Below are 26,107 nucleotides of genomic sequence, written 5' to 3' on the forward strand. Positions count from 1 at the left end.
GATTAAGAACGAAGCGTCTTCAGAGCGCCGCTCCAGGCGATGACTTGATCCAGCATGCCATTCACATTGGTCAAGTGCAGGTCCGCAGGCTTGAATACAGTTCCGTTCTCGAAGTCCGTGAACAGCGACAATGCCGCATGAATCCGAACGTCGGCGACAGACACCTCGCCCAGAATGCCTCTCAGATGCTCTACGGCGCGAGCTCCGCCGACAGAACCGTAGCTGACGAAACCGGCAGCTTTGTTGTTCCATGCGTCGCGAGCGTAATCAATCGCATTTTTGAGCGCGCCGGAGATGCTATGGTTGTATTCCTGTACGATAAATACGAAGCCGTCCAGGCTCGCCAGCTTCGTATTCCACTTCGTCGCTTGCTCCGTTGCATCCTCTTCGCCAAGCAGAGGCAGCTTGTAATCCGCGATATCGACGATTTCATAGTTTGCATCGCCTCGCTTATCCGCAATTCCTTTTACCCATTCGCCTACCTGCGGGCTGACACGTCCTTGACGCGTGCTTCCGAGAATAATTCCGATATTCAACTTTGACATCGTTATGTCCTCCTTATTATGATTAAATCAAGTACTAGCTTTAGACACGGAGTCGCTGCTTGCAGTATCGTTTCATCATATCTTTTACACTTATAGATTATGCGGCTATATGCCACATTTCATACATCATGTACTGGCAAATCAGCCAGCAGGGGAGACATCATGACAATCATACGGGATTTGCGCAAGGAAGATAATACGGCGATCGAGCTTGTCGTGCGCAGCTGCTTGATCGAATTCGGCGGCAATCGTGCCGGGCTGGCATGGGAAGATGCGAGCTTATCGAAGCTATTTCAATACTATAATCAATTTGCACATGGTGCTTATTGGGTAGCAGAGCTGGACGGACAGGTCGTCGGAGGCTGCGGAATTGCGCCCTTCGCGGAGTCGGAGTCGATCTGTGAGCTGCAGAAGATGTACCTGCTTCCCCAGATAAGAGGAACGGGAGTGGCGGGGCCGCTGCTTCATACGGCTCTGAACTATGCGAGACTCCATTACCAACAATGTTATCTGGAGACGCTCCAAACGATGGGAGCCGCTAATCGCTTTTATGCCAAGCATGGCTTCAAGCCGCTTGCTGAACCGCTGGCAGGCTCGGAGCATTATGCATGCGATGCCTGGCTGATAAAAGAATTATAGCGTCAACTTGTTCTGGTTAGATTTTCCTAAGACATATACAATGGGAGTAGCGTGCATCCCGACAGAGAGAGGAAAAGCTTTATGAACAAAGGACAGATTTCTTACCAAACCGTTATCCGCCTTATTAGCTATAGTCTTCTCCTTTCCTTTTTGTTGTTCTGGGTTAGCTTCTACCAATATCCAGGATTGGCTGACTATATGAAAACAAATGGCACGATCGTTTATCTGTTCACCACCGTCATTCTGGCATTATGGCTGGATGGATATATCGACGGTAAGCCAAGAGAAAGTGCCAACCGTTTGCTTTTCTTTACCCTATTTGCCGGCAGCACAATCATGTCCCGCATCATCTATGATCGTATGGATGGAGGAGACCATGAAATCCTGCTGGTCATCACGGCTTCACTGCCTTACATGATCTATACTTTCTATCTGCTTCGCAAGTTTGTGGCGTTCCTCACTAGGAAGACAGGACAAGAGCTAGGTTCGATATGGAATGTTCTTTTTGTCGGCAGAATTTTTTATGCTATCGTGATGGGAACAGCCTTTTTATTGGGATATGGCACGCATGTCCTGTTATTAGAAGTATGGGGGAATCCGGTATGAACATTCGTGCAGCCGAGTTAACTGATTTGTCTGCTATATTGCAGCTGCAAGTCGAAGCCTACCAAAGCGAAGCGGAGCTGTATCAAGATTACAGCATCCAACCGCTTACACAAACGATTGAGGAGTTGGAGCAGGAGTTTGCCAGTGGCATCTTGCTGAAGGCCGAGCTGAACGGAAGCATTATCGGATCGGTGAGAGGACACATACAGGATGGTATTCTGTCGATCGGCAAGTTGATCGTCGCTCCGTCTCATCAAAATCAAGGGATCGGCACCAAGCTCATAAAGGCGATTGAGACTTGGGACGCCGAAGTCCGCCGTTTTGAATTGTTTACCGGCCACAAGAGCTTGAAGAACCTGGCAATGTATGAAAGGCTAGGGTATCGCAGATTCAAGAAATATCTGGTGAACGACAGTCTTATCTTGGTCTATCTCGCCAAAACGAGCGTTTAGTCCTGATCCATCAGCATTCGGACAAAGGAGTCTGCCGCTAGCGACAGGTTCATATCGCGGCGCAATGCAAGCCCGATGCTGCGGGAGGGGAGTGCTTCCTCCAGTCGAAGCTCGAATAACTCTCCAGCCTCTACTTCCTCTTGGATAAAAGAACGGTTGATGAACGCGGCCCCGTATCCCAGCATAGCGAATTCAATTAACAGATCGACGCTGCCAAGCTCAATATCCGGCTTCATCTCCACACCTCTGCGAGTCAGCCACTCATCGATCGCGCTTCTGGTGCTGCTGCCTGGCGACATCATGAGCAGCGGCAATTGCGCCAGCTCCTGTGAAGCCAATACCCGATCCGACCATGCCTTGAATCGCTTGCCAACGACAAAACAATGCTCGAAGGCAGCAAGCTCTCGAATTTGAAGCATAGGGTCGATCAGCGGCATATGCACAATGCCGCAATCCAGCAGCCCGTCCTTCAGCCGATTGGCGATATCGGGCGACTTGCCATGCGAAAGCCGGATGCGGATGCCCGGATATTGTTGATGATAGCGGTTCAAATAAGGAAGCAGCACATGCTTAATCAATGAATCGCTCGCCCCGATCCGCAGCTCGCCCTCATTCAGTTGCTTCATCTCCCGAATGTAATGCTGCCCCGCATCCAGCAGCGAAAAGGATTGCTCCACATAAGCCAGCAGAGCTCTGCCTTCTTCGGTAAGCGTAACCCCCTTGGACATCCGGTGGAAGAGCTTTAGTCCAAGCGCTTCCTCCATCTGCTTAATCGCATAGCTGACAGATGGCTGCGTAATGTGAAGAAGCTGCGCGGCCTTCGTCAAGTTCCCTTGCTTTGCGGTTTGCAAAAAAATGCGGTACCATTCCAGATTAATCATGATATAGACCACCTTTATAACAGAGATAAAGAATCGGTATTTCCTCTATTCCATTGCTCTCATTATAATCAACTCAAGGCATTCAATCAATGAGTAGAGGTGAGAGGATATGGTAAAACGTATGAGCGCGCCTGATCTGGAAGCTCGTTCCCCATGGTCTGCGCATCCAGGCATTAGGCAAGTAAAGATTAGCCCGCCGCAACAGAAGGTGGCAGGTGCAATCCGTGTCTCTGGAAGCAAAAGTCTTACAAATCGCGCTTTAATTCTGGCAGCAATGGCAGAAGGGACATCTCGGATTGACGGTATTCTAAGAAGCGATGATGCGTATTGGTGTATCGAAAGTCTGCGGAAGCTCGGTGTTGCTGTGAGCGTCAAAGGGGAAAGCGCAATCGTCACGGGATGCGGAGGAGATTGGCCTGTGAAGGATGGCGAGCTGTATGTGGGCGCGGCAGGAACTGTAGCCCGCTTCTTGCCAGGTGCGCTTGCAGCTGGACATGGTTCCTGGACCTTAAAGGGAAGCAAGCGGATGGAAGAGAGACCGAGCACCCCTTTGTTAATGGCATTAATCAATCAAGGCGCCAAAATCAGCTATCTGAATCATGACCATGCTTATCCTTTTGTCCTGGAAGCTAGCGGCTTGGATGGAGGGATTGTCGAGATAGCTGGTGATCAATCCAGCCAGTTTGTAAGCGGGCTGCTCTTAGCTGCACCGTATGCCCGTCAGCCGATAATACTGAAGCTTCAGGGATCGACGGTACAGAAGGAATATGTCAACATGACGATAGAATTGATGCGTGCATTCGGCATACAGGCGGAAGAAGAGGGCAGCTCGTACCGTATCCCGATAGGTACGTATGCGGCTGGTTCGCTTTCACTGGAGCCAGACATCTCGACAAGCTGTTACTTTTGGGCTGCCGCCGCGTTGACAGGCGGACGTATAAGAACCGAAGGGATTGATGCGGCTCGTACACGCCAGCCCGACATCGAGATGCTGGACGTACTGGAGCGAATGGGATGCGCTGTTACGCGCGGAGATGGTTACGTCGAGGTTGAGGGTGCGGCTCAGTTACGAGGGGGCCTTGAGATCAGCATGGAACGCTGGTCCGATCAGACGCTCACGCTAGCAGTGCTTGCGTTATTCGCGGATGCGCCTATCACGCTGAAGGATGCCGCTCATATCCGTCATCATGAATGCGACCGCATATCGGCAATCTGTACAGAGCTGCGCAGACTCCAGGTTGACGTAGAGGAGCATGCTGACGGATTAACGGTCTATCCGGGAGCTCCCGTCCCGGTCGTGCTGGATTCTCATGACGACCACCGTATGGCCATGGCGTTGTCGCTCATCGGTCTGAGAGCGGACGGTATTACGATTCTCGATCCCGGCTGTGTGTCGAAGACTTGTCCCGATTACTTCGAGCGGCTTCGCGGACTCGGTGTTGGAGTGGACTTATCCGAATAAAGATTCGTGGCTGAATGGTTATGATGAAATCCTGTATCTCATCCTTCGCGTCCTAACATAGGACGCTTTTTAATTTCTTGAAAATATATCCAATATCTTTCATATTCGCAAGCAACAAATATTTCTAGGATACGTTATAAATAGAAAAAGGAGAGTGGTGTAACACATGAATAAGTTTTGGATAGGCATGGCTTGCGGTATCATCCTCTGTTTTGCCACGGCAGCAGTAGCGTCAAAGGCGGTACAAGGCACACTCTTTCCGAGTAAAATCACGATTTATAACGGCGCTCAAATGAAGGAACTCAGCACGACAAAGGGTACAGTGGTCATTAACTACAAGAATCAAACCTACATTCCATTGCGCCTCTTCTCCGAATCCTTGGGAGCGACAGTCAGCTTTCAATCCGCATCTTCAGCCAATGGCAATTTGAATCAAATTCAAGTATTCAGCCCGTCAACACTGTCGGGGCTCAATATGGTGAGCAATGAAGGCTATGCCTCGGCAGGTCATTTGTTAACGAACAAGAATGTCGACGGTTATATTGAAGGCGGCATCATCAAAATCAATAAAGAGATGAAAGGCAAGCAGATCGTATTAGAAGCCATAAAGGATAATCAGGTTGTTGGCGAATCCGATTATTTCTATATCGATAATGAAAATATCAACCCGCCAAAGCCTGGAGACATAAGAGCGTTCAAAACTTCTCTAGCGTTTGCTTATCATCATAAAGATGTTACATACAGATTGAAAGTACTAAACTTCGTACATGTGAAGTCCAATCCAATAGGAGAACTTAACGAGCGAGAGCAGGAATACTTTACACACCCCTTATATGGTGTCTTAACCCCACCGTTTGGTTCTGGTGATGGGTACCCTATTGCGGATCGAGCCGTTATGCCATTCTCTTTTAACTTAACTAATGTTAGCGATGATCCTCTTGTGCTGGATGAAGCGCCGCTTTCCTTTATTGTGTACAAATCAAATCCGGATGGCTCTAATCCAAAAAAGGTGACGGAATACAAGCTTCCGCCATTGAAGGGCAAGCTGGAGCCTGACGAAGCCTTTCAACTTACTATCCCCTGGTATATGAAAGATACAACCGGAACGGTCAAACCGGGAGATTATCTTGTTTCGTTGGTCATCCCTGAGAAAATCCATCTGCTTAATAAAACAACAGGAGAGAAACGGGAGTGGAATGTAAGCTTGAGATATGGCACACTGTTTGGTATTAAAATGATATAGTTATCTACTAGGGCGTCCCTGATGATTTTGAAATCGAGGGGACGCTTTTGTTTTGCCTGCATGATATAATGGGAATATATGTTCGGAGGGGCGGATGATTATGAAAATAGAAAATGAGCGCGATATGATTCGTTTAGTAAAAGAGGACAAGTGGATGATGGACATCTTGCACCATGTCCAAACGCTTCAATTGCCCGACTGGTGGGTTTGCGCTGGATTTGTACGATCAAAAGTATGGGATGCCTTGCATGGCTTTACATTAAGAACCCCCTTGCCTGATGTTGATGTGATTTACTTCGACAATCTCAATCTCGATGAAGCAAATGAAAAACAGCTGGAACAAAGGCTTAAGCAGTTGGACACTTCGATTCCTTGGTCTGTAAAAAACGAAGCGAGAATGCATGTCGCAAACAACATACCGCCTTATTCATCCTCAGTTGATGCCATCTCCAAATTTCCAGAGACGGCTACCGCATTAGGACTTTCATTGGATGAACAAGGTGAAGTTGTTCTTGCAGCCCCTTGCGGCATAAAAGATGTATTGGGCCTGAATGTGAGACCAACACCTTATTTTAAACAAACGGATGAAAGGACGAAAATGTACGAAGAGCGTATTCGCAAGAAAAATTGGGTAAGAACTTGGTATAGAATCAACATCATTCCTGTACATCAAGCTTAGCAGTGCATTCTTTGATCTCTTAGCTTGTACCTGAACGGCAATGTTCTTTTTGTGCGCACAGGCCTATAGATGATATACTTATCTCATAACACTAAACCTTTAAACACATTAATCATTAATGGCATGAACTTAAATAGCAGCACCTTGCTTCATCTGAAAGCTCACACGTTTTTGCGATTTCATTGACGAAGGGGAGAGGGATATGACGATAGCTCATAAGTTTCCAGTGGTGAAAGCTGAGATGCTTATTCGCAGGCCAACCTATGAAGTATTTGAAGCGTTCGAAAACCCGGCTATAACGACCAAGTTCTGGTTCACCAAAAGCAGCGGGAGGCTTGAGGCTGGCAGCCACGTTCGTTGGGAGTGGGAGATGTACGGCGTATCCGATATCGTCCACGTCAAAGAAATACGCCAGAACGACTATATCCTGCTGGAATCGTCGGACGGTACGCTTATTGAATGGGTATTTGCCACACGAGATGAGGACGGCACGTTCGTTACCATCGCGAATTCGGGCTTCACTGGCACTGGAGATGAAATCCTCCAGCAAGCGATTGACTCCATGGGTGGCTATACGATGGTGCTATGCGGATTGAAAGCCTATCTGGAGCATGGCATCGTCCTGAATCTGGTCGCGGACAAAGCGCCGGATGCTCATGTGCAGGGATAGCTGAAACATTCATGCCGATATCCAATTAAATGGAGAAAAAATGCAAAGAAATCGTCATGAACTTCATAGGCGCCTCCCTGCTTGAGGTGTATGCTTAAGGCATTACTTGCAAGCAGGGAGGAGCAACGAACATGTCACAAGAATCGTCTATTATCGTGCAACAAGCGACACTGGAGCAATTGGAGGAAGTCGCTCAGCTATTCGATGCTTACCGGGTATTTTATGGACAGCCATCCGATCTGGACGGTGCCAAGAAGTTCCTGTTCAACCGTTTCGAACACATGGAGTCTGTCATCTTCATCGCCATCGACCAAGCAAGCGGCCATGCTACCGGTTTCACTCAATTGTATCCCCTCTTTTCTTCCATCTCGATGACACGCGCCTGGGTTTTAAACGATCTATACGTGCTAGAGCATGAGCGAGGCCGCGGCGCAGCCAAGCTGCTGCTGGAGCAAGCGAAACGACATGGTCAGCTTACGGGGGCTAAAGGAATCGAGCTGTCAACTGCGCCGGACAACTTACCCGCACAAGCTTTATATGAGAGAAATGGCTATGAACGCGACGAGACCTATCTTCATTACTTCTTAACGTTATAGCAAAGCCTTATACGCTAATAATTCCATTGACAGAAAATGGGTAGCGGGCATATAATTGATTAAATCTTATTATTTGCATTGGAATTATAGGATAAAGAAAAGGGCCAATCATGAGTCACATAGGGATGCGATACCCGCCATACTAGCGTCTACCGGATGACCGGAGACTTCTTATGCACCGTCATAGGAGGTCTCTTTTTTGTATTTTCGGCAAATCTGACTGGCGAGAGGGATCATTTGTTCCAATCATAAAAAACAGGAGGTGTACGCCATGAATTTGGAAAATATCGAGGCATTTGTATTCATCAATCATTACGGGAGCTTCAACAAAGCGGCGGAAGTGCTTTACTTGTCACAGCCATCCGTTACAGCTAGAATCCAATCCCTAGAACGGGAGTTGAATTGCAAAGTCTTTGACAGGCTAGGCAAGCAGATTCAGATTACGGAGGAGGGAAGAAGATTCCTGCCTTACGCGCAGCAAATCCTGATGACGTATCAGAAGGGAAAGCTGCATACGAATCAGAAGAAATCCTTGCCTGAAGAGCTAAGGATCGGCAGTACGCTTTCTGTATCGAATTATATCATTCCCGATCTGCTTCCGCGGCTTAAGGACCGATTTCCGAATACGCACTTCAAACTCATTACCGGAACGACGGATGAGATCATTCATAAAGTCATTAACAAGGAAGCGGATATCGGCTTCATCCGCAACGTCGCCCATCCGAATCTGCAATCGGTAAAGTTCTTCGAAGATCCGATACGATTGTACGTATACGAGGGACATCCGTTCCTGTCCGAGACGCGACTTACCATTGATGATATAGCGGCACAGCCGCTGGTGTTCTTCGAATGCGGGGCGCTCGACTGGCTGCGTATCCACCGCATCTTCGGCAATCTGGACAGACCGCCCAATATTCAATTTCTGGTCGACAATTCAGAGACCGCGAAGAAGCTCGTCATGCAAAAAGCAGGCATCAGCTTCCTGCCGAGCCAAAGCGCCCAGCAAGAAACCCGCGACGGCAAGCTAATCCCGATTCGACTGCCGGATACGGATGGGATATCCCTGCAAACCAATCTTATCTCGTGCCATGGCAAGCATTCGCAGTTCTTGACGGCCATAAGCGAATTTGGCAAGATGCTGACGGCTCGCAAGGATGGGCTCAGCGCATCTATCAGTTAACCCGCGAACTGCCGGCATCATCCTATCCGTATCGCGATTACCTATCAAATAATTGGATCGTTGTATAGATTTTCTCTATTATGGGATGGATTGACCGCTTGGAAATGTGGGTGCTAAAGTTAGGTCAGCCATAAATCTTACTTAACCTGTAGGATTTATGAGTTTAATAATAAGCCATTGGAGGAACCTGTTTTGAAAAAAATATCTGTTATTGCTTTAGCGCTCATCTTCACGCTTGCAGCATCCGCATGCTCCAGCGAATCCAGCCCCGCATCATCAAGCGGAGCACAAAAAATTGTAATCGGTACCGGCAACGACTTTGAGCAAATCGCCTTCCTCGACGACAAAAACAATCTGACCGGCTTCGACGTTGAGCTTCTGCGCGAAATCGATAAACGGCTGGACGACTATGAGTTTGAATTCCAAACGATGGATTTCTCCAACATTCTGCTTAGTTTGGAGACAAAGAAGGTCGATCTGGCCGCCCATCTCTTCGAGAAGAATCCGGAGCGCGTCGAGAAGTTTCTATTTAATGAGGAGCCTTACGCTTATTGGAGGAACAAAATCATTGTCGCTTCAGACAATAACGACTCCATTCAGACTTTGGACGATCTGGTAGGGAAGAAGGTGCTTGTCGGGCCTACCAGCGCACAGGCTCAAATCCTGGAGAACTACAATAAGGAGCACAAGGACGGTATCCAAATCGTGTATCAGCAAAATGACGCCAATGACGATGTCATTCAAATTACGTCAGGCCGCGTCTATGCAACGCTTGGCGCTGACTTCCTGCTCCCGATCAAAGATCCGCAAGGAAAGCTGAAGACGGTAGGGGAGTCACTGAACGAAGGCAACATCTTGTACGTCTTCCGCAAGGATGATGCGGATTCCAAGAAGCTGGCCGATGCAGTAGACGCTGCAGTCAAAGAGCTGAAAGCGGATGGCACGCTCAAAAAGATAAGCGAGGAATGGCTTGGCCAGGACTTCTCCAAATAATGCGCCAGGCAGCCCGCAAGCCGGGCTGCCGAAAGTGGGGTGAGGACGATAGATGGGGCAACATCCATTTGATATCTCCTATGTATTCGAATATTTCGTCAGACTGCTTCCGTCCCTGCGCATCACGCTTTATATCGTAGGCAGCTCAATCCTTCTCGGCTTGATTGTCGGGCTGCTTGTCGCGCTGCCACAGCTGTACCGCGTGCCGGTGCTCCAGCGTTTGGCGCGAATCTACCTTTCTTTTTTCCGGGGAACGCCGATTCTGATCCAGCTGTTTCTATTCTATTACGGCATGCCGGAGCTGCTGAAGCTGATCCATATCGATATCAGCAAGACATCAACCTTGTTTTTTGTCATCCTGACGTATTCCCTTCATAGCGGGGCGTATATTTCGGAGGTCATTCGCGGGGCCGTCACAGCGGTCGACCGGGGGCAAGTCGAGGCTGCGTATGCGATGGGGATGAACGGGTATCAGGCTTTTGTGCGCATTGTCATGACCCAAGCGTTGGCCATATCGATACCGGTGTTTGCCAATGTCGTGCTAGGCAATTTGAAGGATACGTCACTGGCGTTCTCGCTTGGCATTCTCGAGATTACGGGAAAGGCGCAGACGATCGGCACGCTGTCGCAGCGATTCGCCGAAATCTATCTGTCGCTTGCATTTCTGTACTTTATCATTTGCTTTGTGCTGGAGCGGTTGTTCTTCCGGCTGGAGAGAAGGCTGCTGCGCCATGAGCACTCGGCTGACGCTGAGCAACGGCTGCGTCGCATGGAAGGGTCCTTTTTTGGCAGAATGTCCAGCGCAGCGAAGCTTCGCAATAAGGAGGCCAGATTATGAGACTCGATCCTTCCTTCATCTGGACGGCATTCACTTTGTTGCTGTCCGCAATCCCGACGACGCTAGTCATTACAGCAGTAGCCATGGGCTGCGGGACGGTCATCGGAACGACGGTCGCTTTGATCCGAATCTACCGAGTGCCGGTGCTGCATCAGCTGGCTGCTGCCTACGTGACGTTCATTCGCGGAACGCCGATGCTGACGCATCTGCTCCTCATCTACTTCGGCTTGCCGTATCTGATCGATGGGCTTGCCATGCAGCTCGGATGGTCATTCCGCTCCGTCTCCATTCCGATGATTGGCTTCGCTTATATCTCGTTTTCGATTACAGCAGGTGCGTATTTGTCGGAAGTCATTCGCTCCGGATTGCTTGCGGTAAATAAGGGACAGCTGGAAGCCGCATACTCCATTGGCATGACGACCAGGCAAGCGATGAAGCGAATTGTGTTCCCCCAAGCCTTCGCGATCCTGCTGCCTAACCTCTCGAATAGCACGATCAATATGCTGCACGGCACGACGCTTGCCTTCACCATATCGGTGGTCGACATTAACGCCAAGTCGCAAATTATCGCATCGTCGAACTGGAAGTTTTTCGAGGCGTACATCGCAGCGGCGCTCATCTATTGGGGGCTAACGATCTTGATCGAACGGTTAACCGCAAGTATTGAAAAACGAATCAATCTGTATAATCGGGGCGGTGTTGCATGATCAAGCTGAAGCAAATCAAAAAGTCATTCGGACGCCAGCATGTGCTCAAGGGGATCGATGTAAGCGTAGAGAAAGGGCAAGTCGTCGCCATATTGGGTCCCAGCGGCTCGGGCAAAACGACGCTGCTTCGCTGCATTAACTTTCTGGAGCGGCCTAGCGACGGAGAGATCGAGATAGACGGAATCTCCGTGCAGTGCAAGCGGCCCAGCAAATCGGATATTCATACGCTTCGCAAGCAATCTGCGATGGTATTCCAGCAATATAATCTGTTCCGTCATAAAACGGCGCTGGAGAATGTGATGGAGGGACTTGTCGTCGTGCAGAAGGTTCCAAAGGAGGAAGCGCGTGAACGCAGCGTTGCCCTGCTGAAAAAGGTTGGCCTGGAGAACAAGCTGGACGCTTATCCCAGCCAGCTGTCAGGCGGACAACAGCAGCGGGTCGGCATCGCGCGGGCGCTTGCGTTGAATCCGAAGGTCATTCTGCTGGATGAGCCGACGTCGTCGCTTGATCCGGAGCTTGTGGGCGAGGTGCTGTCGGTTATCCGCAGGATTGCCAAGGAAGGCATCACCATGATCATTGTGACGCATGAGATGGCATTCGCCCAGGATGTGGCCAGCCACATCATCTTTATGGATGATGGCCTAGTCGTCGAGGAAGGAACTCCAGCCGAGATTTTCAATTCTCCAAAGGAGGAGCGGACCCGGCAATTTCTAAAAAGGTATACACCTGAAGGAGTTTATTCCATCTAGGAGGAGGGATGTATATGGCGATCAAGCTGGGCATCTTGGATCAAAGCATTGCATATGCCGGCCAGACGACTGCCGAAGCGCTTGCGAACACTGTGAAGCTGGCCCAGCTGGCAGAGGCTCTCGGCTACGAGCGCTTCTGGGTATCGGAGCATCATGATTCGGCCCAGTTCGCGGGCTCCTCGCCGGAAGTGCTGATCGGCTACTTGCTGGCTAGTACGGAGCGGATTCGGATCGGCTCGGGCGGCGTCATGCTTCAGCATTACAGTCCGTATAAGGTTGCAGAGAATTTCAATGTGCTGGCTTCGCTTGCGCCTGGACGCGTAGAGCTGGGCATCGGGCGTGCGCCGGGCGGCTTGCCGCGCTCGACCAAAGCGTTGCAGTGGACGGATGACTCCAGAACATTAAGCGATAAGCTGGCAGAGGTGCAAGCGTATATAAGCGGGCCAGCTTCGGAAGGTCATCCTCTTGAGGGCTTGAAAGCGAGCCCGATCCCGGAACAGCCTGCGGACCTCTATATTCTTGGAACAAGCGTCTCCAGCGCGGAACTTGCCGCCGAGCGAGGATTGCCTTACGTGTTCGCCTTGTTCATCAACAATGATCCGGTTGCCGCCAAGCAAGCATTCGAAACGTACCGCAGCCGGTTCGCAAGTACGGGAGGTTCAACGCCGCGCTCCATACTCGCACTATCCGTCATTGCTGCGGATTCCGACGAGGAAGCTGCGGAGCTCGCGGGCGAGCTGAAGAGTGTCCGAGTGACGCTGTCCAGCGGCAAAACCGTCAACGTTAGCACCGAAGAACAGGCGCAGGAGTTCGCGCGTCAAGCGGGTGAGTCCTATACGACAGAGGTTCGCGCAGCCGATATGACGAAAGGCGCCAAGGAAACGGTGCGCAGCCGAATCGTGGAATTAGGCCGCTTGTACGAGGTTGAGGAATTTATCATTACAACGGCTGTCGGAGAGTTCGAGCAGCGTGTCCGTTCCTTCACGCTGCTGAAGGAAGCATTGGCAGAGCAAGTTGTCTAATACCAAATGGCACAGCATAAGGAGGCATCCAACGTGAGCACATCTGCTGCACGATTCATTCAAGAACAGCTTATCGCGATCCGGCGGCATCTTCATTCCCATCCGGAGCTGTCGCACGAGGAAGTAGAGACGACAGCGTATATTCGCAAGCAGTTGCAGGACGCAGGCATACGCATTGCGCCGTTCCCGCTGCGAACCGGCATTGTCGCTGAAATAGGCGGGGGTAAGGAAGGTCCACTCATCGCCATTCGCGCGGATATCGACGCATTGCCCATTCAGGAAGAGACCGGCTTGCCGTTCGCGTCCGAAGTTGCCGGCCGCATGCATGCGTGCGGTCATGATTTCCATACGGCAGCCGTACTTGGGACGGCTTTCTTGCTCAAGGAGCGCGAAGAGACTCTGGCCGGAACAGTTCGTTTTCTATTCCAGCCGGCCGAGGAGAAGGCGAAGGGCGCGCTTGAGGTAATCGCCAGCGGTGCCCTTAAAGGGGTGCAAGCCATCTTCGGCTTGCACAACAAACCAGACCTCCCGGTAGGCACGATTGGCATTAAGGAAGGGCCCATAATGGCTGCTGCCGACGGCTTTGTAGTGGAAGTAGAGGGACGGGGAAGCCATGCAGCCGTTCCGGAAGCCTCCGTAGATCCGATCGTCATCTCCGCTCACATCATTACTGCCTTACAGACGATCGTGAGCCGCAATGTCGGTGCGCTGGATAGCGCCGTCGTCAGCATCACCCGCCTGAACAGCGGTACAGCATGGAATGTTATCCCCGACAAAGCGCTATTCGACGGCACGCTTCGCACGTTTGACGAGAATGTGCGCACTGCCGTTCGTGAGCGCTTCGAACGAATAGCAACAACTGTTGCCCGGGCATTCGGCGGAGCGGCGAACGTCCGCTGGCTTGAGGGGCCGCCTGCGGTGGTGAATGACGGGGCTTGGGCGGAAGCGGCTCGATCAGCTGCGAGGGCCGTTGGACTGACGCCCATTGCCCCGATGCCGTCTCCCGCAGGGGAGGATTTTGCTTTTTATCGGAGAGAAGTACCCGGATTGTTCGCTTTTCTCGGAACAGAAGGGCCGCAAGAATGGCATCATCCCGCGTTCGACGTCGACGAGAGAGCCTTGCCGCTAGGAGCTTCTTTCTTTGCTGAGCTTGCCGAAATTGCCTTGAACCGGTTATCGCATACAGCCCATACCAGTACGAAAGGGAAGATATCGCAATGAGCCAATTGCCAGTTAATCTCGAAGCCTACCTGCATACGCATGAACAGCTTCGCGAGGCCGTCGGAGAATGGACAGATGAACAATTAAAGTGGAAGGCTGCGCCGGAGTCATGGAGCGTCACGGAAGTAATCGCCCATCTTGTCGACCATAGTGTCGTCATCGCCTTCCGTCTCCGTGAGATTCTATCAGGCTCCTCAGTGCGCTTGCCCGCCTTCAGCCAGGACGCCTGGATAGCCGGACAACGCTCGAATGACGGGAACGTCCATGATTACTTGAAGCTTTTCCAATCGCTGCTGGAATACAACAGCGGGATATTCCGCCGGTTAACGCCGGAGGATTGGGAGAAGACCGGGGTGAACGCCAAGGGCGATACTGTCACTTTGCCTCAGATCGTTCATTCCTTCACCGCTCATGTCCAGAATCACTTGGAACAAATAGGCAGAACCAAGAGCGCTCTCACAACCGAGACTGCGAATTAACATCAATGGTATTCTGCACTTCAGGAGCGAGCGTCTCCTCCATACTAGGAAAGGCAGGTGAGTGTCATGACCCGTATCGTCATACGAGAAGCGGAGAAGACCGATGCTGAAATCATACAATCCATTATTCTGAATGCTTACAACCAGTATGAGCAGCATCTGCCGCAAGACCGCTGGGAGCAATACCAGGAGGATATGAAGGATGCTGTTCATAATGAAAAAGTGAAAGCGAGAATAGCAGCCGAGCTGGACGGAGAGCTTGTGGGCAGCGTATTCCTGTACGATTCGTCCGAAGCGGCCTATGGGCTGCCGGAGCTCGGCATTCATTCGCCGATTATGCGCCTGCTTGCCGTCACGACAAAAGCGCGCGGTCACGGCGTAGCCACGGCATTAATTCGCGCCAGCGTCAACCGTTCGCTGCTGTGGGGCGCCGAGACACTGCATCTGCATACCAATGACATGATGAGCTCGGCTATTAAGCTATACGAGCGGCTAGGCTTTGAACGAGCGTACGACAAGGACATCATTAAAGGGGAATCTGTAGTGAAAAGCTACCGACTTCTGCTAAGGAGTGAATATTCATGGGTAACCGCAAGCTGCTGAAGCTAGGCGCGCTGATTCACGGAGTTGGGGGAAATATTACGGCTTGGCGGCATCCCGATGTGCCGGTGGATGCCAGCGTCAGCTTCCCGTTCTATAAGCAGCAGGCACTGACAGCGGAAGCTGGGAAGTTCGATCTACTGTTCATAGCCGATGGCCTGTACATCAACGAACAATCGATTCCGCACTTTCTGAACCGGTTTGAGCCGATCACGATTTTATCCGCACTGGCTGCCGCGACAACGAATATCGGACTGGTTGGAACGCTGTCCAGCTCGTACAGCGAGCCGTTCACCGTCGCCCGCCAGTTCGGCTCCATCGACCATATTAGCGGCGGCCGTGCAGGGTGGAATGTGGTTACTTCACCATTGGAAGGTTCCGCACGCAATTATAGCAAAGCAGTGCATCCGTCCCATGATGAACGTTACCAGATTGCCGAGGAATATCTGGAGGTCGTCCGCGGCCTGTGGGACTCCTGGGAGGATGACGCCTTCATCCGCGACAAAGAAAGCGGCATCTTCTTCGCCCCCGAGAAGCTGCATCGCCTGAATCATAAAGGAAAATACTTCTCCGTAGAAGGACCGCTCAACATCGCGCGTTCTAGGCAGGGCCATCCGGTCGTCTTCCAAGCCGGTTCCTCCGAAAGCGGCAAACAGCTCGCCGCCAAGAGCGCAGACGCCGTCTTCACCGGTCATGATACGATCGAAGAAGCGAAGGCCTTCTACAAGGAAGTGAAAGACCGGACCGTCCAAGCCGGACGTTCGCGGGACGATATTGTGATTCTGCCGGGCATTGGCCCTATCATCGGACGCACCCAGGAGGAGGCGGACCGCAAGTATGAAGAGCTCGCGAGTCTTGTCAGCATCGACAAAGCACTGGATTACTTGGGGCGGTTCTTCGATCATCACGACTTCAGACAATATCCGCTGGACGAAGCGTTCCCAGATCTGGGCGAGATCGGGGCGAACAGCTTCCGAAGCGGTACGGACAAGATCAAGCGATACGCGAAGGAGCATGGTCTGACGCTCCGCCAAGCAGCGCTCCGTTCCGCAACGCCGCGAACACCGTTCATTGGCACGCCGGAAGCAATCGCAGATCTGATCCAGCAATGGTATGAAGAGGAGGCGGCTGACGGATTCATTATCTCGCCGCCGCTGCCGGGATTTTTAAAGGATTTCGTTGAGCTTGTCGTACCGATCTTGCAGGAGAGAGGCCTGTTCCGTGCCGAATACGAATCCGATACGCTGCGCGGCAATCTGGGACTGCGCGTCCCGGTCAACCGTAATACGGCAGCCGTTCAACTGAATAGTTAGCACTCATCAGCCGCTCTTCACCGATTCCGTTCATTCGAACGCCGGATCGGTGATAGCGGTTTTTTGATGCAACATAGAGCCAATCCTCATTATCAGTTTCAGGAAAACTTTTCTATTCATAGATAGATTTATTCTATTATTCAAACCCTGTCCGCTGCGGTATGCTGGATACAGATAAAGTTTATTAATCACATAGGAATTATAAGGATTAATAAACGCGCGAATTCCCTTAAGAAGGCAGGTGAATCGATATGGGGGAACTGTTAAGGGTGGAGCAGCTGCGAGTTGCGTTCCGCAACGATCAAGGGGAAACCATCTCTGTAGAGGACGTCAGCTTTACAATCCGGCATGGCGAGACGATGGCGATTGTCGGAGAGTCCGGCTGCGGGAAGAGCGTCACCTCATTAGCCATAATGGGGCTGCTGGGAGCAAGCGGCTCCATTGCAAAAGGAAGCATTCGATTTCTCGATACGAGCTTGACACTGGCAACGGAGCAGCAGCTTCGCAAGCTGAGAGGGAGCCAGATGTCCATGATCTTTCAGGAGCCGATGACCTCGTTGAACCCCGTGATGACCATCGGCAGGCAGATCGAAGAGGCGATCAGGCTGCATCTGAAGAGCTCGCGCAGGGAAGCGAAGCGACTGGCGATTGATATGCTGCGCAAAGTCGGCATCCCGAGACCGGAATCGATTGCAAAGACCTATCCGCATGTGCTCTCCGGCGGCATGCGACAGCGGGTCATGATCGCCATTGCACTCATATGCCAGCCCAAGCTGCTTATCGCCGACGAGCCGACTACGGCGCTTGACGTCACCATCCAAGCGCAGATTATCGAGCTGATGAAGTCGCTGCAGGCCGAGAACGGCACTGCCATTCTGCTTGTCACGCATGATCTCGGAGTTGTTGCCGCAATGGCCGACCAAGTTGCCGTCATGTATGCCGGACAAATCGTGGAAGCGGCGGATGTCTATACACTGTTCCGATCGCCCCGGCATCCCTATACGCAAGGCCTGCTGAACTCCATTCCCAGGCTGAATACGAATGGCGGAGGGCGAGCGCCCGCTATACCGGGGCAGGTTCCAGCGCTTCATGATATGCCAGCGGGCTGCCGTTTCCATCCGCGATGTCCGCATGCGGATGCGAGATGCAAGGAACAGCAGCCCGAGCTCAAGCCCACAAGCGAAGACCATCATGTAAGATGTTGGCTGGCTGTTGCTTCCGAGTCAGACGAAGCAACGGCGCCCGACAGACAGAAGGTGGCCTTATGACCGAAGCGCTATCCATTCTACATGATGAACCGGTTGTTGATCGCAAGCCGCTCATGCAGATCGAACGGTTAAGCACGCACTACCCTCTACGCGGTGCCTTTTTCACAAGACGGCCGGCAGCAGTCAAGGCGGTGGACGATGTCAGCCTGACACTATATGAAGGAGAAACGGTCGGCCTGGTCGGAGAATCCGGCTGCGGCAAGTCAACGCTGGGACGCACGATCCTGCGGCTGGAGCAGCCGAATAGCGGACGAATCCGGTTCGAGGGCAACGATATGACGCACGCCTCGCCGAAGCAGCTCCTTCCGGCAAGGATGCGCATGCAGATGATCTTCCAGGATCCATACGCATCGCTCAATCCCAGAATGCGCATTATCGACACGTTGTCCGAGCCGCTGCTTGTCCATCGGTTGGTGGGCAGGAAGGAAATCCGGCGGGAGGTCGATCAGCTTCTGGAGCTGGTGGGGCTTCCGACTTCAGCGGGAAACCGGTACCCGCATGAATTTTCGGGCGGCCAGCGTCAGCGGATCGGCATCGCCAGAGCGTTATCATTCCGGCCAAGGCTGCTCGTATGCGACGAACCGGTATCCGCGCTGGATGTATCGATCCAAGCGCAAATTCTGAACTTGCTGCAAGATCTGCAGGAGGAGCTTAAGCTTACGTACTTGTTCATCGCACATGGCATAGGTGCAGTCAAACAGATCAGCACGCGCGTTGCTGTTATGTATCTGGGGAAAATCGTGGAGCTGGCGGATACGGAAGAACTGTTCCGCCAGCCGCGACATCCCTATACCCGGCTGCTGCTTGACGCTTATCCGCCTCCCGATCCGTCATTCAGGCGGAAGGACGCTCGCGTGATCCTTCATGGCGATGTGCCAAGCCCGTCCAACCCGCCACCGGGCTGCGGGTTCCATACCCGATGTCCGTATGCCGAGCAGCGCTGCCGGGTAGAAGCGCCCCAATTGACCGATCATCGGCATGCCGTAGCGTGCCATTACCCACTAGCTTGAAGCTGAAGCAGATAGGAGGCTAACCGTGGGTCCTTACCTTATTCGACGGCTCCTTATCGCCGTTCCCGTATTTTGGGGCATTACCGTACTCAGCTTCCTCATTATGAATATGGCGCCAGGCAATCCCGTGGATATGTTTATTAATCCGAATGTTCCGCCGGAGATGCGTGAGCTGAGGAAAGAACTGCTGGGATTAAACGATCCGCTCTACATGCAGTACTTGAAGTGGGTGGGCGGATTGCTGAAGGGAGAGCTGGGCTATTCGTTCAGCACGTACGCGCCCGTCACTCAATTAATCGGAGAACGTATCGGCCCGACGCTGCTGCTGGCATCTTCTTCGCTTGCCATCGGCCTGATCATCGCCATCCCGGTCGGGATACTGAGCGCGGTCAAGCAAAACTCAAATCTGGATTACGTGATGACAGGACTATCGTTTCTCGGCACATCCATACCGCCTTTTTTCCTTGGGCTTGGCCTTATTTATATCCTTGGCATTGAGCTGAAGTGGCTGCCTACGGGCGGAATGAAGACGCTAGGCGGTGACGGGGGCATCGGCGATATCGCCGTTCATCTCATTATGCCTGTCTTGGTGCTCGGGATTACGATTGCGGGCAAAAAGGTCCGTTATGTGCGCGCAAGCATGCTGGATGTGCTTCAGCAGGATTACTTGCGAACCGCTCGGGCTAAGGGCTTGAGCGAATGGACGGTCACGAACCGGCATGCGCTGCGCAATGCGCTCATCCCGATCATTGCCGTCATCGGCGCCGAAATCCCGTTTCTCCTGGGAGGAAGCATTATTATCGAGCAAGTGTTCCAATGGCCGGGAATCGGACAGCTCACCATGGAAGCGATCCTGTCTCGGGATTATCCGACGCTGATGGGCCTTAATCTTGCAGCCGCATGCGTCGTGCTCCTGACCAATCTGATCATGGACGTCTTGTATGCAGCGGCCGATCCGCGAATCGAATTCAACTAAAGGGGAGGGCAGACGATGAGTGCGACGGAGCTTGCTTGGAGCAAGGATGCCTTGGACCCGAAGAAAGAAAGCGAAGGCGATGCGATATCGCCACATTACGAAAGCTATGCCCGGCAAGTGCGGCGGAGGTTCATGCGTCATAAGCTCGCCTTATGGGGGCTGGCTACAACCTTGCTGCTGCTCGCTGCCGGAATATTGGCGCCCTGGCTTGCGCCTTATCCGCCGAACGAAATTACCGACTCCTTCTCGGCTAGTCCGTCTGCCGATTATCTGCTAGGCACCGATCAGGTCGGACGCGATGTGCTAAGCCGATTGCTCTATGGAACGAGAGTATCCTTGCTGATTGGCTTCACCACGGTCGCGATATACGTAACGTTCGGCACGTTCGTCGGCATGATCGCCGGATACTACGGCAAGTGGGTCGATATGCTGCTGATGCGTATTACTGACATTTTTTTAAGCTTTCCTTACATGCTGGTGGTGCTTGTGATCGTCAGTGTGATGGGCGCAAGCTTATGGACGATTATTATCGTGCTTGCGCTGTTCAAGTGGCCGGCGATTGCGATGCTTGTCCGAGGAATCGTCTTATCGCTCAAGAAAGCGGATTACGTCCGGGCGGGCGTTGCCTTGGGGTACCGCACGCCGCGCATCCTGCTGCGTCATATCCTGCCCGGCGCAACGGGCGCGATTATCGTGAACGCGACCTTCGGAGTAGCCAGCACCATTCTAAGCGAAGCCGGACTCAGCTTCCTAGGCATGGGCGTAAAGTCTCCGCAAGCCAGTCTAGGCAATATGCTGCATGACGCCCAGTCGCTCACGGTTCTCACAGAGCTGCATTGGCTGTGGCTCCCGGCAGGCTTCGTCATCCTGCTTACGGTGCTTGCCTTTAATTTTGTCGGCGACGGGCTGAGGGACGCGCTAGACGGCAAGCAATCGTAACGAAGCTCGTTCCACCGCTGGTCGGATGCCCATTGCACCACAAACGATCAAATTCATGAAACAAAGATAAGGGGAGAGAAACCATGTTGAACAGAAGAGCAAGAACTCGAAAATCAATTTTACTGATGGCCGCCATATTGGCGCTGCTGCTGTCGGCTTGCAGTAAGCCGGAAAGCCCCGCAGCAAATCCTTCGGCCAAGTCAGCCGGGGAGAAAACCGCTGATCCAACCCAAGAGACGCCTGCCGCAACACCTGCGGCTCCAAAGACATTAACAATCGGCATCGTTAATGCGCCGGTCACACTGAACCAGATCAATACGCAAGGCAGCTCCGCGTCGCTCGCTCCCATCAATCTGCTGAACGATGCGCTGCTCGATGTGACGGATGAAGCCGCATTTATACCGAAGCTGGCAGATTCCATTGAGACGCAGGACAAACAAACGTATCGCATCAAGCTGAAAGCAAGCGCGAAGTGGAACGACGGAACGCCGTTCACGACTGCGGATGTCGCATTCACCTTGAAGTCCGCGCTTCACCCGAAGGTCGATACCTCTTTCCAGCTTAACTTCATTGAAGGCTTGAACGAAGCCGGCAAGCTTGATGAAGGCGTCGACGACATTGCGGGTCTCACGGTGATCGATGCGACGACTTTTGAGATCAAAACGAAGTCGCCGATTGATCCCCTCGTATTCAACGAACGCTTTGGCGCGAAGGTCAATTTCCTGCCCGAACATATTTTGAAGGACGTTAATACGGAGCAGCTTGCCACCCATGAATATTTCCAGAAGCCGACGGTTACGATTGGGCCGTACAAATTCGCCAGCTATGTGCAAGGCCAGCATGTCGAGGTGACGAAGAACGACAATTATTATCTCGACGTGCCGAAGATCGATACGATCTTCATCAAAGTGCTTCCGGCCGCGAACCTCGTTGCGCAGCTGCAGACGGGAGAAATCCAGATGAACTCCCTGCCGGTCGGGCTTGTCCCGATTACAGATTACGATAAAGTGACCGGCTTCGACAATGTGAACGTCACTTCGGCGCCAGCCTCTGAGCCCGCCGAGCTGTTTTTCAATGTCGAGAAGCTGCCGGACAAGAAAGTCAGACAGGCGATTGCCCATGCGCTTAATCGTCCTCAGATCGTCGAGAAACTGCTGAAGGGGCAGGCCGAAATTATTGACGGCGGCATTCCGAGCAAACATCCCTACTTCAACGCGACTATCAAAAACTATGATTACGATCCAGAAAAATCCAAGCAGCTCCTGAAAGAAGCGAACTGGGATACGAATCAAAAGCTCACCTTCCTCATTCCGGTCGGCAACAAAGTACGGGAGCAAGCGGCTGACATACTGGTTCAAAATCTGGAGGCCGTCGGCTTCAAGATCGACGTGCAGAAATTCGATTTCCCTACACTTATCGACAAGGTGGAGAAAGGCGAGCACCATATTACGATTTTTACAAGAGACTATTATATCGAACCTAGCTTATACTTCACGACCTACAAGAGCGACGATCCCGAAAGCGTCATCCGGTACAACAATCCGCTCGTTGATGAGTTGATCCAGAAGGGCGAGAAGGAGATCGACGAAACGAAGCGCCACGAAATCTACCATCAATTGCAGGAAGTGCTGCACGAGGATGTGCCGACGCTTGCGGTTTATTCCGAGAAGCGGCTTCAGGTGGTATCCAAGGATGTGCTTGTCGGCAAGCCGCTTAATCTGGGTACGTTCAACAACGTCAACCAGTGGGATATTGCTGTAAAATAACTCGGCCAGCATTATCAGCAATTGGGTTCCTGCTTGACCAAGCTTACTTTTCTGAGCTGACCTGCGCATGCGCGTCAGCCTCTCTAGCTCGCGCATGCGCTTCAACTTACGGTTGTAGAGGATATTTCCTTTATAATAAATCGCTTTAACCAATCCTTTAGGAGGTGCAAGAAACATGGCAAATTTGAGTTGTTTGGTGTGCAGGTCGGATATTGAGGTGGAGGAGCAAGCATCTACAGGCGAGATTGTGGAATGCGCTTCTTGCGGCCAGGAGCATGAAGTGCAGGTCGAATCCCATCTGGTCTCGATCGCCCTGGCACCGGAAATTGAAGAAACCTGGGGGGAGTAATCAGCCACTATGATGCCATCTAATGCAGTGCTATTATGCGTGACGAAGCTCAGGGAAGAGGAACAGCGCATTGCCGGCTATCTAGGCGAGCTGGGCGTGCGCGTTCATGTCAATCTGGATTCAATGGAGCTGCCGCTTGGCACGGGAGAGGAAGCCTCCTTCGCCATCGCCCTGATACGGTGCCTGTCACAGAGGAGCGCACTGCATCGGTCGCGGCTGCTGGAATTATCGGGTCTGCCCACACTAAACTCGGTCAAAGCCATTACGATCTGCACGAACAAGATACACCAGGCGATCGTATTCGAGAAGCACGGCGTTCCGCAGCCAAGGTTTAAAGTCGTTTTTACGCCCGCCAAGCTGTACGACGCGCTGAATGATTTTGACAACCTGTATGTCATTAAGCCGGCGACGTCGTCATGGGGGAGGGGAATAGCAAGAATAACGGGAAGAGAGTGTCTGGACGGCTGGATTGCTGCGAGAGAATCGGTGGATCCCAGCCACCAATCGTTCCCGGTACTGGTACAGGAGTATGTAGAGAAGGGGGATTATGACATACGGGTCGTAATCGTAGGCCGCAAGCCGATTGCGGCGTTCCGGCGGGTATCCGCGGAGAACTGGAAGACGAATACCCATCTAGGCGCAGAGATTGAGCCGATTGAGATCAACGACGAGATTGCCTCCATCAGCAGCAAGCTGATGGAGGTGCTGGGAGAAGGCGTATACGGTGCAGACCTGTTTTTTGATTACAAAAACTTGCGTTACGTCGTATGCGAGGTGAATCAGAATCCGGAATTCGCCAAGTCATGGAAGGTGCATGGGGTGGATGTCGCTTATCATATCGCCCAATACGTGAAGGAAACGATCGATCAACAAGTCAATAGCGGGCAGCTTGCTAACGTTACGATTCATACTTGATAGAGAGAGGAGATCCATTCATGGGAGAGACGCTGATTAAACCAAAGACGGTCATACAGAAGGAGCATTACTTTTCATTATCGTTTGTGCTATCGCGGGTACTCAATTCAGGCGTCATTATGAGTATAGAAAAAAACGATCAAGAGCTTAAAGGGCTGGAGAAAAGCATTGCCAAGCTGACTCAGACCCGTTATGTTTCCCTATTCAATACGTATACAGGCGCGCTGCACGGCGCGCTTTGGGGCCAGGATCTCGTTCATGGCTCTACTGCCAGGCTGGCCCGGCCGAGCGAGCAAGAGCGCAATTTTCTCCAGTGGCTCGGCATTACTCTTGTACAAGATTCTCAAGTTCCGATCGCCTATGCAACCGTTCATGTGAGCTGGGACAATCTGGAGCAGCTGGAGCCAGCTATCAAGCAAGCGCGCGCTGCGGCCTCCGTGCTCGTGCTGGACTTTACGGGACTTGGATTCGGGCCAGCAGCCGCAATCGCTGCTTCCGACGAGCTGTTCTGGAAGAAGGCAGAGCGACTCAAAATATTCGGCGCCTTCGATCTGCAGACGATGTGGACTCAGGAAGAGAGCGAGCCTGAGCTGCAGCCGGCCGTTCAGTTCAATTACCGGCTAAGTCCGCTCGTAGCCGCATGCGTGAAGCTGACGCTGCTAAGGAGGAACAACGCCTCATGAAGACCGATTTCATACGCAAGCCGCTGGCTCTGCCGAAGGAAGAATGGGTGAGCGACCCCCTCGCTTTCCTTGGCGGGCCGTCTATTATACCGGAGGATGTCCGGAAGACAAATTTTCCAATCATTGCGAAGGAAGATCTGATTCAGATGTTCGTCTCCATCCAGCAGGACGGAGAGCAAGTCGTAGAGGAGTTCCAGGAAGCTTACCGGAAGTATGTAGGCGCCAACTACGCTATAGCGACGGCCAGCGGCACGTCCAGTCTGCATCTGGCGCTCGTGGGCGTTGGGGTTCAGCCCGGCGACGAAGTCATCGTCCCGGCCTTCACGTTCATTGCTACCGCGCAAGCGGTCGTCGCAGCCAAGGCGATTCCGATCTTCGTCGATATTGATCCCGTCACGTATTGCCTAGATCCGTCGAAAGTCGAGCGCGCCATTACGAGCAAGACCAAAGCGATTATGCCTGTGCATGTACACGGCCTGCCGGCAGACCTGCATGCGCTGCGTACTATAGCCGATCGTCATTCGCTTTGGCTTGTCGAGGATGCTTCCCATGCGCATTCGGCTTCCATTAACGGTCAGATTGCGGGGTCTATCGGTGACGGAGCCGGGCAAAGCCTGATGGCGGATAAAAACTTCCCCGTTGGTGGAGAAGGCGGCATTGCCTTCTTCCGAGAGAAGGCAGATTATGATCGGGCGCTTAGCTTCCTCCGCTCGTCGGGCATCGATTACCGGATGTCGTGGATTGCCGCCGCATTTGGCCTTAGCCAGTTGGATCGGCTGCCCTATTATGACGCCATACGTGCGCGCAACGCTGCGTATTTGACGAAGGAGCTGGAAGGAACGGAGCTGTTCAGCGGCCCCTTTGTCCCCGAGGGCTACAATCACAGCTACAATATGTATCGCGTGAAGCTGTCTCCTGAACGGCTCGGACTGGATGATCTGGAGGATTACCGGGTGAAGGATGCGGTACAGCAGCTCATTAACGAGGAAGGCGTATACGCCAGAGAGTGGCAGAACGTGCCGATTCCGGGACATCTGCCGTTCAAGAACCGCAAGGGCTTCGGCAACGGCTACCCATTCTCGCTGTCGGAGCGCCAGGATTTCGGGTATGAGCTTCGCCATTTCCCCGAAACGCTTAGGATGCTGCGCAATACGCTCACGATATGCCGCGAGCTGCGAACGCCGATTGAATACGAACGTATCCAGGCTTATGCGCTTGCTTTCAAAAAAATCGACGCCAATCCGAAGGCCATCAGGGAACTGGCCACGCGAAGCAGCGATTTGACGGTGCTTTATGAAAGAGACGCGCGGTTAGGATGACGGATAC

Annotated in this window: 29 protein-coding genes; 27 read left to right on the forward strand and 2 right to left on the reverse strand. The window is 52.3% G+C overall.

Annotated features, from left to right (window positions below; translation table 11 throughout):
- Positions 1–2 precede the first annotated feature (2 nt).
- Positions 3–545, reverse strand: coding sequence for an NADPH-dependent FMN reductase (locus D3P07_RS09070; RefSeq protein ID WP_119799851.1), 543 nt, complete (start codon positions 543–545; stop codon positions 3–5).
- 162 nt (positions 546–707) lie between these two features.
- On the opposite strand from D3P07_RS09070, the gene D3P07_RS09075 reads away from it, so the two are divergent.
- From D3P07_RS09075 to D3P07_RS09085, 3 genes are all read left to right on the forward strand, one after another.
- Positions 708–1,184 carry a GNAT family N-acetyltransferase gene (locus tag D3P07_RS09075; protein WP_119799852.1) on the forward strand — a complete coding sequence of 159 codons (477 nt, stop codon included), beginning with the start codon at positions 708–710 and terminating at the stop codon, positions 1,182–1,184.
- Between the two features lie 81 nt (positions 1,185–1,265).
- Positions 1,266–1,790, forward strand: coding sequence for a hypothetical protein (locus tag D3P07_RS09080; RefSeq protein ID WP_119799853.1), 525 nt, complete (start codon positions 1,266–1,268; stop codon positions 1,788–1,790).
- Positions 1,787–2,242, forward strand: a complete 456-nt coding sequence (locus D3P07_RS09085) for a GNAT family N-acetyltransferase (RefSeq protein ID WP_119799854.1) — start codon at positions 1,787–1,789, stop codon at positions 2,240–2,242. The genes D3P07_RS09080 and D3P07_RS09085 overlap by 4 nt, the downstream gene beginning before the upstream one ends.
- Here D3P07_RS09085 and D3P07_RS09090 read toward each other — a convergent pair.
- Complete coding sequence (locus D3P07_RS09090) at positions 2,239–3,123, reverse strand: LysR family transcriptional regulator (protein WP_119799855.1); 885 nt, start codon at positions 3,121–3,123, stop codon at positions 2,239–2,241. The two genes, D3P07_RS09085 and D3P07_RS09090, sit on opposite strands and share 4 nt — an antisense overlap.
- Positions 3,124–3,232: 109 nt before the next feature.
- Between D3P07_RS09090 and aroA the strand changes: the two genes are divergently transcribed.
- From aroA to D3P07_RS09210, 24 genes are all read left to right on the forward strand, one after another.
- Positions 3,233–4,585, forward strand: a complete 1,353-nt coding sequence (aroA, locus tag D3P07_RS09095; RefSeq protein WP_119799856.1) for a 3-phosphoshikimate 1-carboxyvinyltransferase — start codon at positions 3,233–3,235, stop codon at positions 4,583–4,585.
- A gap of 166 nt (positions 4,586–4,751) precedes the next feature.
- Positions 4,752–5,828: a hypothetical protein gene (locus D3P07_RS09100; RefSeq protein WP_119799857.1), complete on the forward strand. Its 1,077-nt coding sequence runs from the start codon at positions 4,752–4,754 to the stop codon at positions 5,826–5,828.
- A 100-nt stretch (positions 5,829–5,928) separates the two neighbouring features.
- Positions 5,929–6,507: a nucleotidyltransferase family protein gene (locus D3P07_RS09105; protein ID WP_119800027.1), complete on the forward strand. Its 579-nt coding sequence runs from the start codon at positions 5,929–5,931 to the stop codon at positions 6,505–6,507.
- Positions 6,508–6,709: 202 nt separating this feature from the next.
- Positions 6,710–7,177 (forward strand): SRPBCC family protein, encoded by a 468-nt coding sequence (locus D3P07_RS09110; RefSeq protein ID WP_119799858.1) that lies wholly within the window; start codon positions 6,710–6,712, stop codon positions 7,175–7,177.
- 131 nt (positions 7,178–7,308) lie between these two features.
- Complete coding sequence (locus tag D3P07_RS09115) at positions 7,309–7,773, forward strand: GNAT family N-acetyltransferase (RefSeq protein ID WP_119799859.1); 465 nt, start codon at positions 7,309–7,311, stop codon at positions 7,771–7,773.
- A 271-nt stretch (positions 7,774–8,044) separates the two neighbouring features.
- Entirely contained in the window at positions 8,045–8,953 is a 909-nt protein-coding gene (locus tag D3P07_RS09120) for a LysR family transcriptional regulator (RefSeq protein ID WP_119799860.1), read from the forward strand.
- A 192-nt stretch (positions 8,954–9,145) separates the two neighbouring features.
- Positions 9,146–9,946, forward strand: coding sequence for a transporter substrate-binding domain-containing protein (locus D3P07_RS09125; RefSeq protein ID WP_119799861.1), 801 nt, complete (start codon positions 9,146–9,148; stop codon positions 9,944–9,946).
- Positions 9,947–9,998: 52 nt separating this feature from the next.
- On the forward strand, positions 9,999–10,784 hold the full coding sequence (locus D3P07_RS09130; RefSeq protein WP_119799862.1) for an amino acid ABC transporter permease: 786 nt from the start codon (positions 9,999–10,001) through the stop codon (positions 10,782–10,784).
- Positions 10,781–11,491, forward strand: coding sequence for an amino acid ABC transporter permease (locus tag D3P07_RS09135; protein WP_119799863.1), 711 nt, complete (start codon positions 10,781–10,783; stop codon positions 11,489–11,491). The genes D3P07_RS09130 and D3P07_RS09135 overlap by 4 nt, the downstream gene beginning before the upstream one ends.
- The gene (locus D3P07_RS09140; RefSeq protein WP_119799864.1) at positions 11,488–12,240 is read left to right on the forward strand and encodes an amino acid ABC transporter ATP-binding protein; all 753 of its coding nucleotides are present in this window, start codon (positions 11,488–11,490) and stop codon (positions 12,238–12,240) included. Before D3P07_RS09135 ends, D3P07_RS09140 begins: the two co-directional genes overlap by 4 nt.
- A 14-nt stretch (positions 12,241–12,254) precedes the next feature.
- Positions 12,255–13,262, forward strand: coding sequence for an LLM class flavin-dependent oxidoreductase (locus D3P07_RS09145; RefSeq protein ID WP_119799865.1), 1,008 nt, complete (start codon positions 12,255–12,257; stop codon positions 13,260–13,262).
- Positions 13,263–13,268: 6 nt separating this feature from the next.
- Positions 13,269–14,483, forward strand: coding sequence for an amidohydrolase (locus tag D3P07_RS09150; protein ID WP_119799866.1), 1,215 nt, complete (start codon positions 13,269–13,271; stop codon positions 14,481–14,483).
- Positions 14,480–14,962 carry a DinB family protein gene (locus D3P07_RS09155; RefSeq protein WP_119799867.1) on the forward strand — a complete coding sequence of 161 codons (483 nt, stop codon included), beginning with the start codon at positions 14,480–14,482 and terminating at the stop codon, positions 14,960–14,962. Before D3P07_RS09150 ends, D3P07_RS09155 begins: the two co-directional genes overlap by 4 nt.
- Before the next feature lie 66 nt (positions 14,963–15,028).
- Positions 15,029–15,565, forward strand: a complete 537-nt coding sequence (locus D3P07_RS09160) for a GNAT family N-acetyltransferase (RefSeq protein WP_119799868.1) — start codon at positions 15,029–15,031, stop codon at positions 15,563–15,565.
- The gene (locus D3P07_RS09165) at positions 15,544–16,875 is read left to right on the forward strand and encodes an LLM class flavin-dependent oxidoreductase (protein WP_119799869.1); all 1,332 of its coding nucleotides are present in this window, start codon (positions 15,544–15,546) and stop codon (positions 16,873–16,875) included. Before D3P07_RS09160 ends, D3P07_RS09165 begins: the two co-directional genes overlap by 22 nt.
- Before the next feature lie 251 nt (positions 16,876–17,126).
- A complete protein-coding gene (locus tag D3P07_RS09170) occupies positions 17,127–18,143 on the forward strand; it encodes an ABC transporter ATP-binding protein (protein WP_119799870.1) in 1,017 nt (338 codons plus the stop codon).
- Positions 18,140–19,153, forward strand: a complete 1,014-nt coding sequence (locus D3P07_RS09175; RefSeq protein ID WP_119799871.1) for an ABC transporter ATP-binding protein — start codon at positions 18,140–18,142, stop codon at positions 19,151–19,153. Before D3P07_RS09170 ends, D3P07_RS09175 begins: the two co-directional genes overlap by 4 nt.
- 25 nt (positions 19,154–19,178) lie before the next feature.
- Entirely contained in the window at positions 19,179–20,129 is a 951-nt protein-coding gene (locus D3P07_RS09180; protein WP_182914235.1) for an ABC transporter permease, read from the forward strand.
- A 15-nt stretch (positions 20,130–20,144) separates the two neighbouring features.
- Positions 20,145–21,068, forward strand: a complete 924-nt coding sequence (gene opp4C / locus D3P07_RS09185; protein ID WP_119799872.1) for an oligopeptide ABC transporter permease — start codon at positions 20,145–20,147, stop codon at positions 21,066–21,068.
- 83 nt (positions 21,069–21,151) lie between these two features.
- On the forward strand, positions 21,152–22,834 hold the full coding sequence (locus tag D3P07_RS09190; RefSeq protein WP_119799873.1) for an ABC transporter substrate-binding protein: 1,683 nt from the start codon (positions 21,152–21,154) through the stop codon (positions 22,832–22,834).
- 175 nt (positions 22,835–23,009) lie between these two features.
- Positions 23,010–23,183, forward strand: a complete 174-nt coding sequence (locus D3P07_RS09195) for a lysine biosynthesis protein LysW (RefSeq protein WP_119799874.1) — start codon at positions 23,010–23,012, stop codon at positions 23,181–23,183.
- Positions 23,184–23,192: 9 nt separating this feature from the next.
- Positions 23,193–24,098, forward strand: coding sequence for a RimK family alpha-L-glutamate ligase (locus D3P07_RS09200; protein WP_119799875.1), 906 nt, complete (start codon positions 23,193–23,195; stop codon positions 24,096–24,098).
- A gap of 20 nt (positions 24,099–24,118) precedes the next feature.
- Positions 24,119–24,781, forward strand: coding sequence for a degT/DnrJ/EryC1/StrS aminotransferase (locus tag D3P07_RS09205; protein WP_119799876.1), 663 nt, complete (start codon positions 24,119–24,121; stop codon positions 24,779–24,781).
- Positions 24,778–26,100, forward strand: coding sequence for a DegT/DnrJ/EryC1/StrS aminotransferase family protein (locus D3P07_RS09210; RefSeq protein WP_119799877.1), 1,323 nt, complete (start codon positions 24,778–24,780; stop codon positions 26,098–26,100). The genes D3P07_RS09205 and D3P07_RS09210 overlap by 4 nt, the downstream gene beginning before the upstream one ends.
- Positions 26,101–26,107 lie beyond the last annotated feature (7 nt).

This window comes from Paenibacillus sp. 1011MAR3C5, assembly GCF_003591485.1.
Classification (GTDB): domain Bacteria; phylum Bacillota; class Bacilli; order Paenibacillales; family Paenibacillaceae; genus Pristimantibacillus.

Bases quoted from the DNA above. Each gene is read 5' to 3' on its own strand.
- D3P07_RS09070 (WP_119799851.1), bottom strand. From the start codon at position 545: ATGTCAAAGTTGAATATCGGAATTATTCTCGGAAGCACGCGTCAAGGA.
- D3P07_RS09075 (WP_119799852.1), top strand. From the start codon at position 708: ATGACAATCATACGGGATTTGCGCAAGGAAGATAATACGGCGATCGAG.
- D3P07_RS09080 (WP_119799853.1), top strand. From the start codon at position 1,266: ATGAACAAAGGACAGATTTCTTACCAAACCGTTATCCGCCTTATTAGC.
- D3P07_RS09085 (WP_119799854.1), top strand. From the start codon at position 1,787: ATGAACATTCGTGCAGCCGAGTTAACTGATTTGTCTGCTATATTGCAG.
- D3P07_RS09090 (WP_119799855.1), bottom strand. From the start codon at position 3,123: ATGATTAATCTGGAATGGTACCGCATTTTTTTGCAAACCGCAAAGCAA.
- aroA (WP_119799856.1), top strand. From the start codon at position 3,233: ATGGTAAAACGTATGAGCGCGCCTGATCTGGAAGCTCGTTCCCCATGG.
- D3P07_RS09100 (WP_119799857.1), top strand. From the start codon at position 4,752: ATGAATAAGTTTTGGATAGGCATGGCTTGCGGTATCATCCTCTGTTTT.
- D3P07_RS09105 (WP_119800027.1), top strand. From the start codon at position 5,929: ATGAAAATAGAAAATGAGCGCGATATGATTCGTTTAGTAAAAGAGGAC.
- D3P07_RS09110 (WP_119799858.1), top strand. From the start codon at position 6,710: ATGACGATAGCTCATAAGTTTCCAGTGGTGAAAGCTGAGATGCTTATT.
- D3P07_RS09115 (WP_119799859.1), top strand. From the start codon at position 7,309: ATGTCACAAGAATCGTCTATTATCGTGCAACAAGCGACACTGGAGCAA.
- D3P07_RS09120 (WP_119799860.1), top strand. From the start codon at position 8,045: ATGAATTTGGAAAATATCGAGGCATTTGTATTCATCAATCATTACGGG.
- D3P07_RS09130 (WP_119799862.1), top strand. From the start codon at position 9,999: ATGGGGCAACATCCATTTGATATCTCCTATGTATTCGAATATTTCGTC.
- D3P07_RS09135 (WP_119799863.1), top strand. From the start codon at position 10,781: ATGAGACTCGATCCTTCCTTCATCTGGACGGCATTCACTTTGTTGCTG.
- D3P07_RS09140 (WP_119799864.1), top strand. From the start codon at position 11,488: ATGATCAAGCTGAAGCAAATCAAAAAGTCATTCGGACGCCAGCATGTG.
- D3P07_RS09145 (WP_119799865.1), top strand. From the start codon at position 12,255: ATGGCGATCAAGCTGGGCATCTTGGATCAAAGCATTGCATATGCCGGC.
- D3P07_RS09150 (WP_119799866.1), top strand. From the start codon at position 13,269: ATGGCACAGCATAAGGAGGCATCCAACGTGAGCACATCTGCTGCACGA.
- D3P07_RS09155 (WP_119799867.1), top strand. From the start codon at position 14,480: ATGAGCCAATTGCCAGTTAATCTCGAAGCCTACCTGCATACGCATGAA.
- D3P07_RS09160 (WP_119799868.1), top strand. From the start codon at position 15,029: ATGACCCGTATCGTCATACGAGAAGCGGAGAAGACCGATGCTGAAATC.
- D3P07_RS09165 (WP_119799869.1), top strand. From the start codon at position 15,544: ATGGGTAACCGCAAGCTGCTGAAGCTAGGCGCGCTGATTCACGGAGTT.
- D3P07_RS09170 (WP_119799870.1), top strand. From the start codon at position 17,127: ATGGGGGAACTGTTAAGGGTGGAGCAGCTGCGAGTTGCGTTCCGCAAC.
- D3P07_RS09175 (WP_119799871.1), top strand. From the start codon at position 18,140: ATGACCGAAGCGCTATCCATTCTACATGATGAACCGGTTGTTGATCGC.
- opp4C (WP_119799872.1), top strand. From the start codon at position 20,145: ATGAGTGCGACGGAGCTTGCTTGGAGCAAGGATGCCTTGGACCCGAAG.
- D3P07_RS09190 (WP_119799873.1), top strand. From the start codon at position 21,152: ATGTTGAACAGAAGAGCAAGAACTCGAAAATCAATTTTACTGATGGCC.
- D3P07_RS09195 (WP_119799874.1), top strand. From the start codon at position 23,010: ATGGCAAATTTGAGTTGTTTGGTGTGCAGGTCGGATATTGAGGTGGAG.
- D3P07_RS09200 (WP_119799875.1), top strand. From the start codon at position 23,193: ATGATGCCATCTAATGCAGTGCTATTATGCGTGACGAAGCTCAGGGAA.
- D3P07_RS09205 (WP_119799876.1), top strand. From the start codon at position 24,119: ATGGGAGAGACGCTGATTAAACCAAAGACGGTCATACAGAAGGAGCAT.
- D3P07_RS09210 (WP_119799877.1), top strand. From the start codon at position 24,778: ATGAAGACCGATTTCATACGCAAGCCGCTGGCTCTGCCGAAGGAAGAA.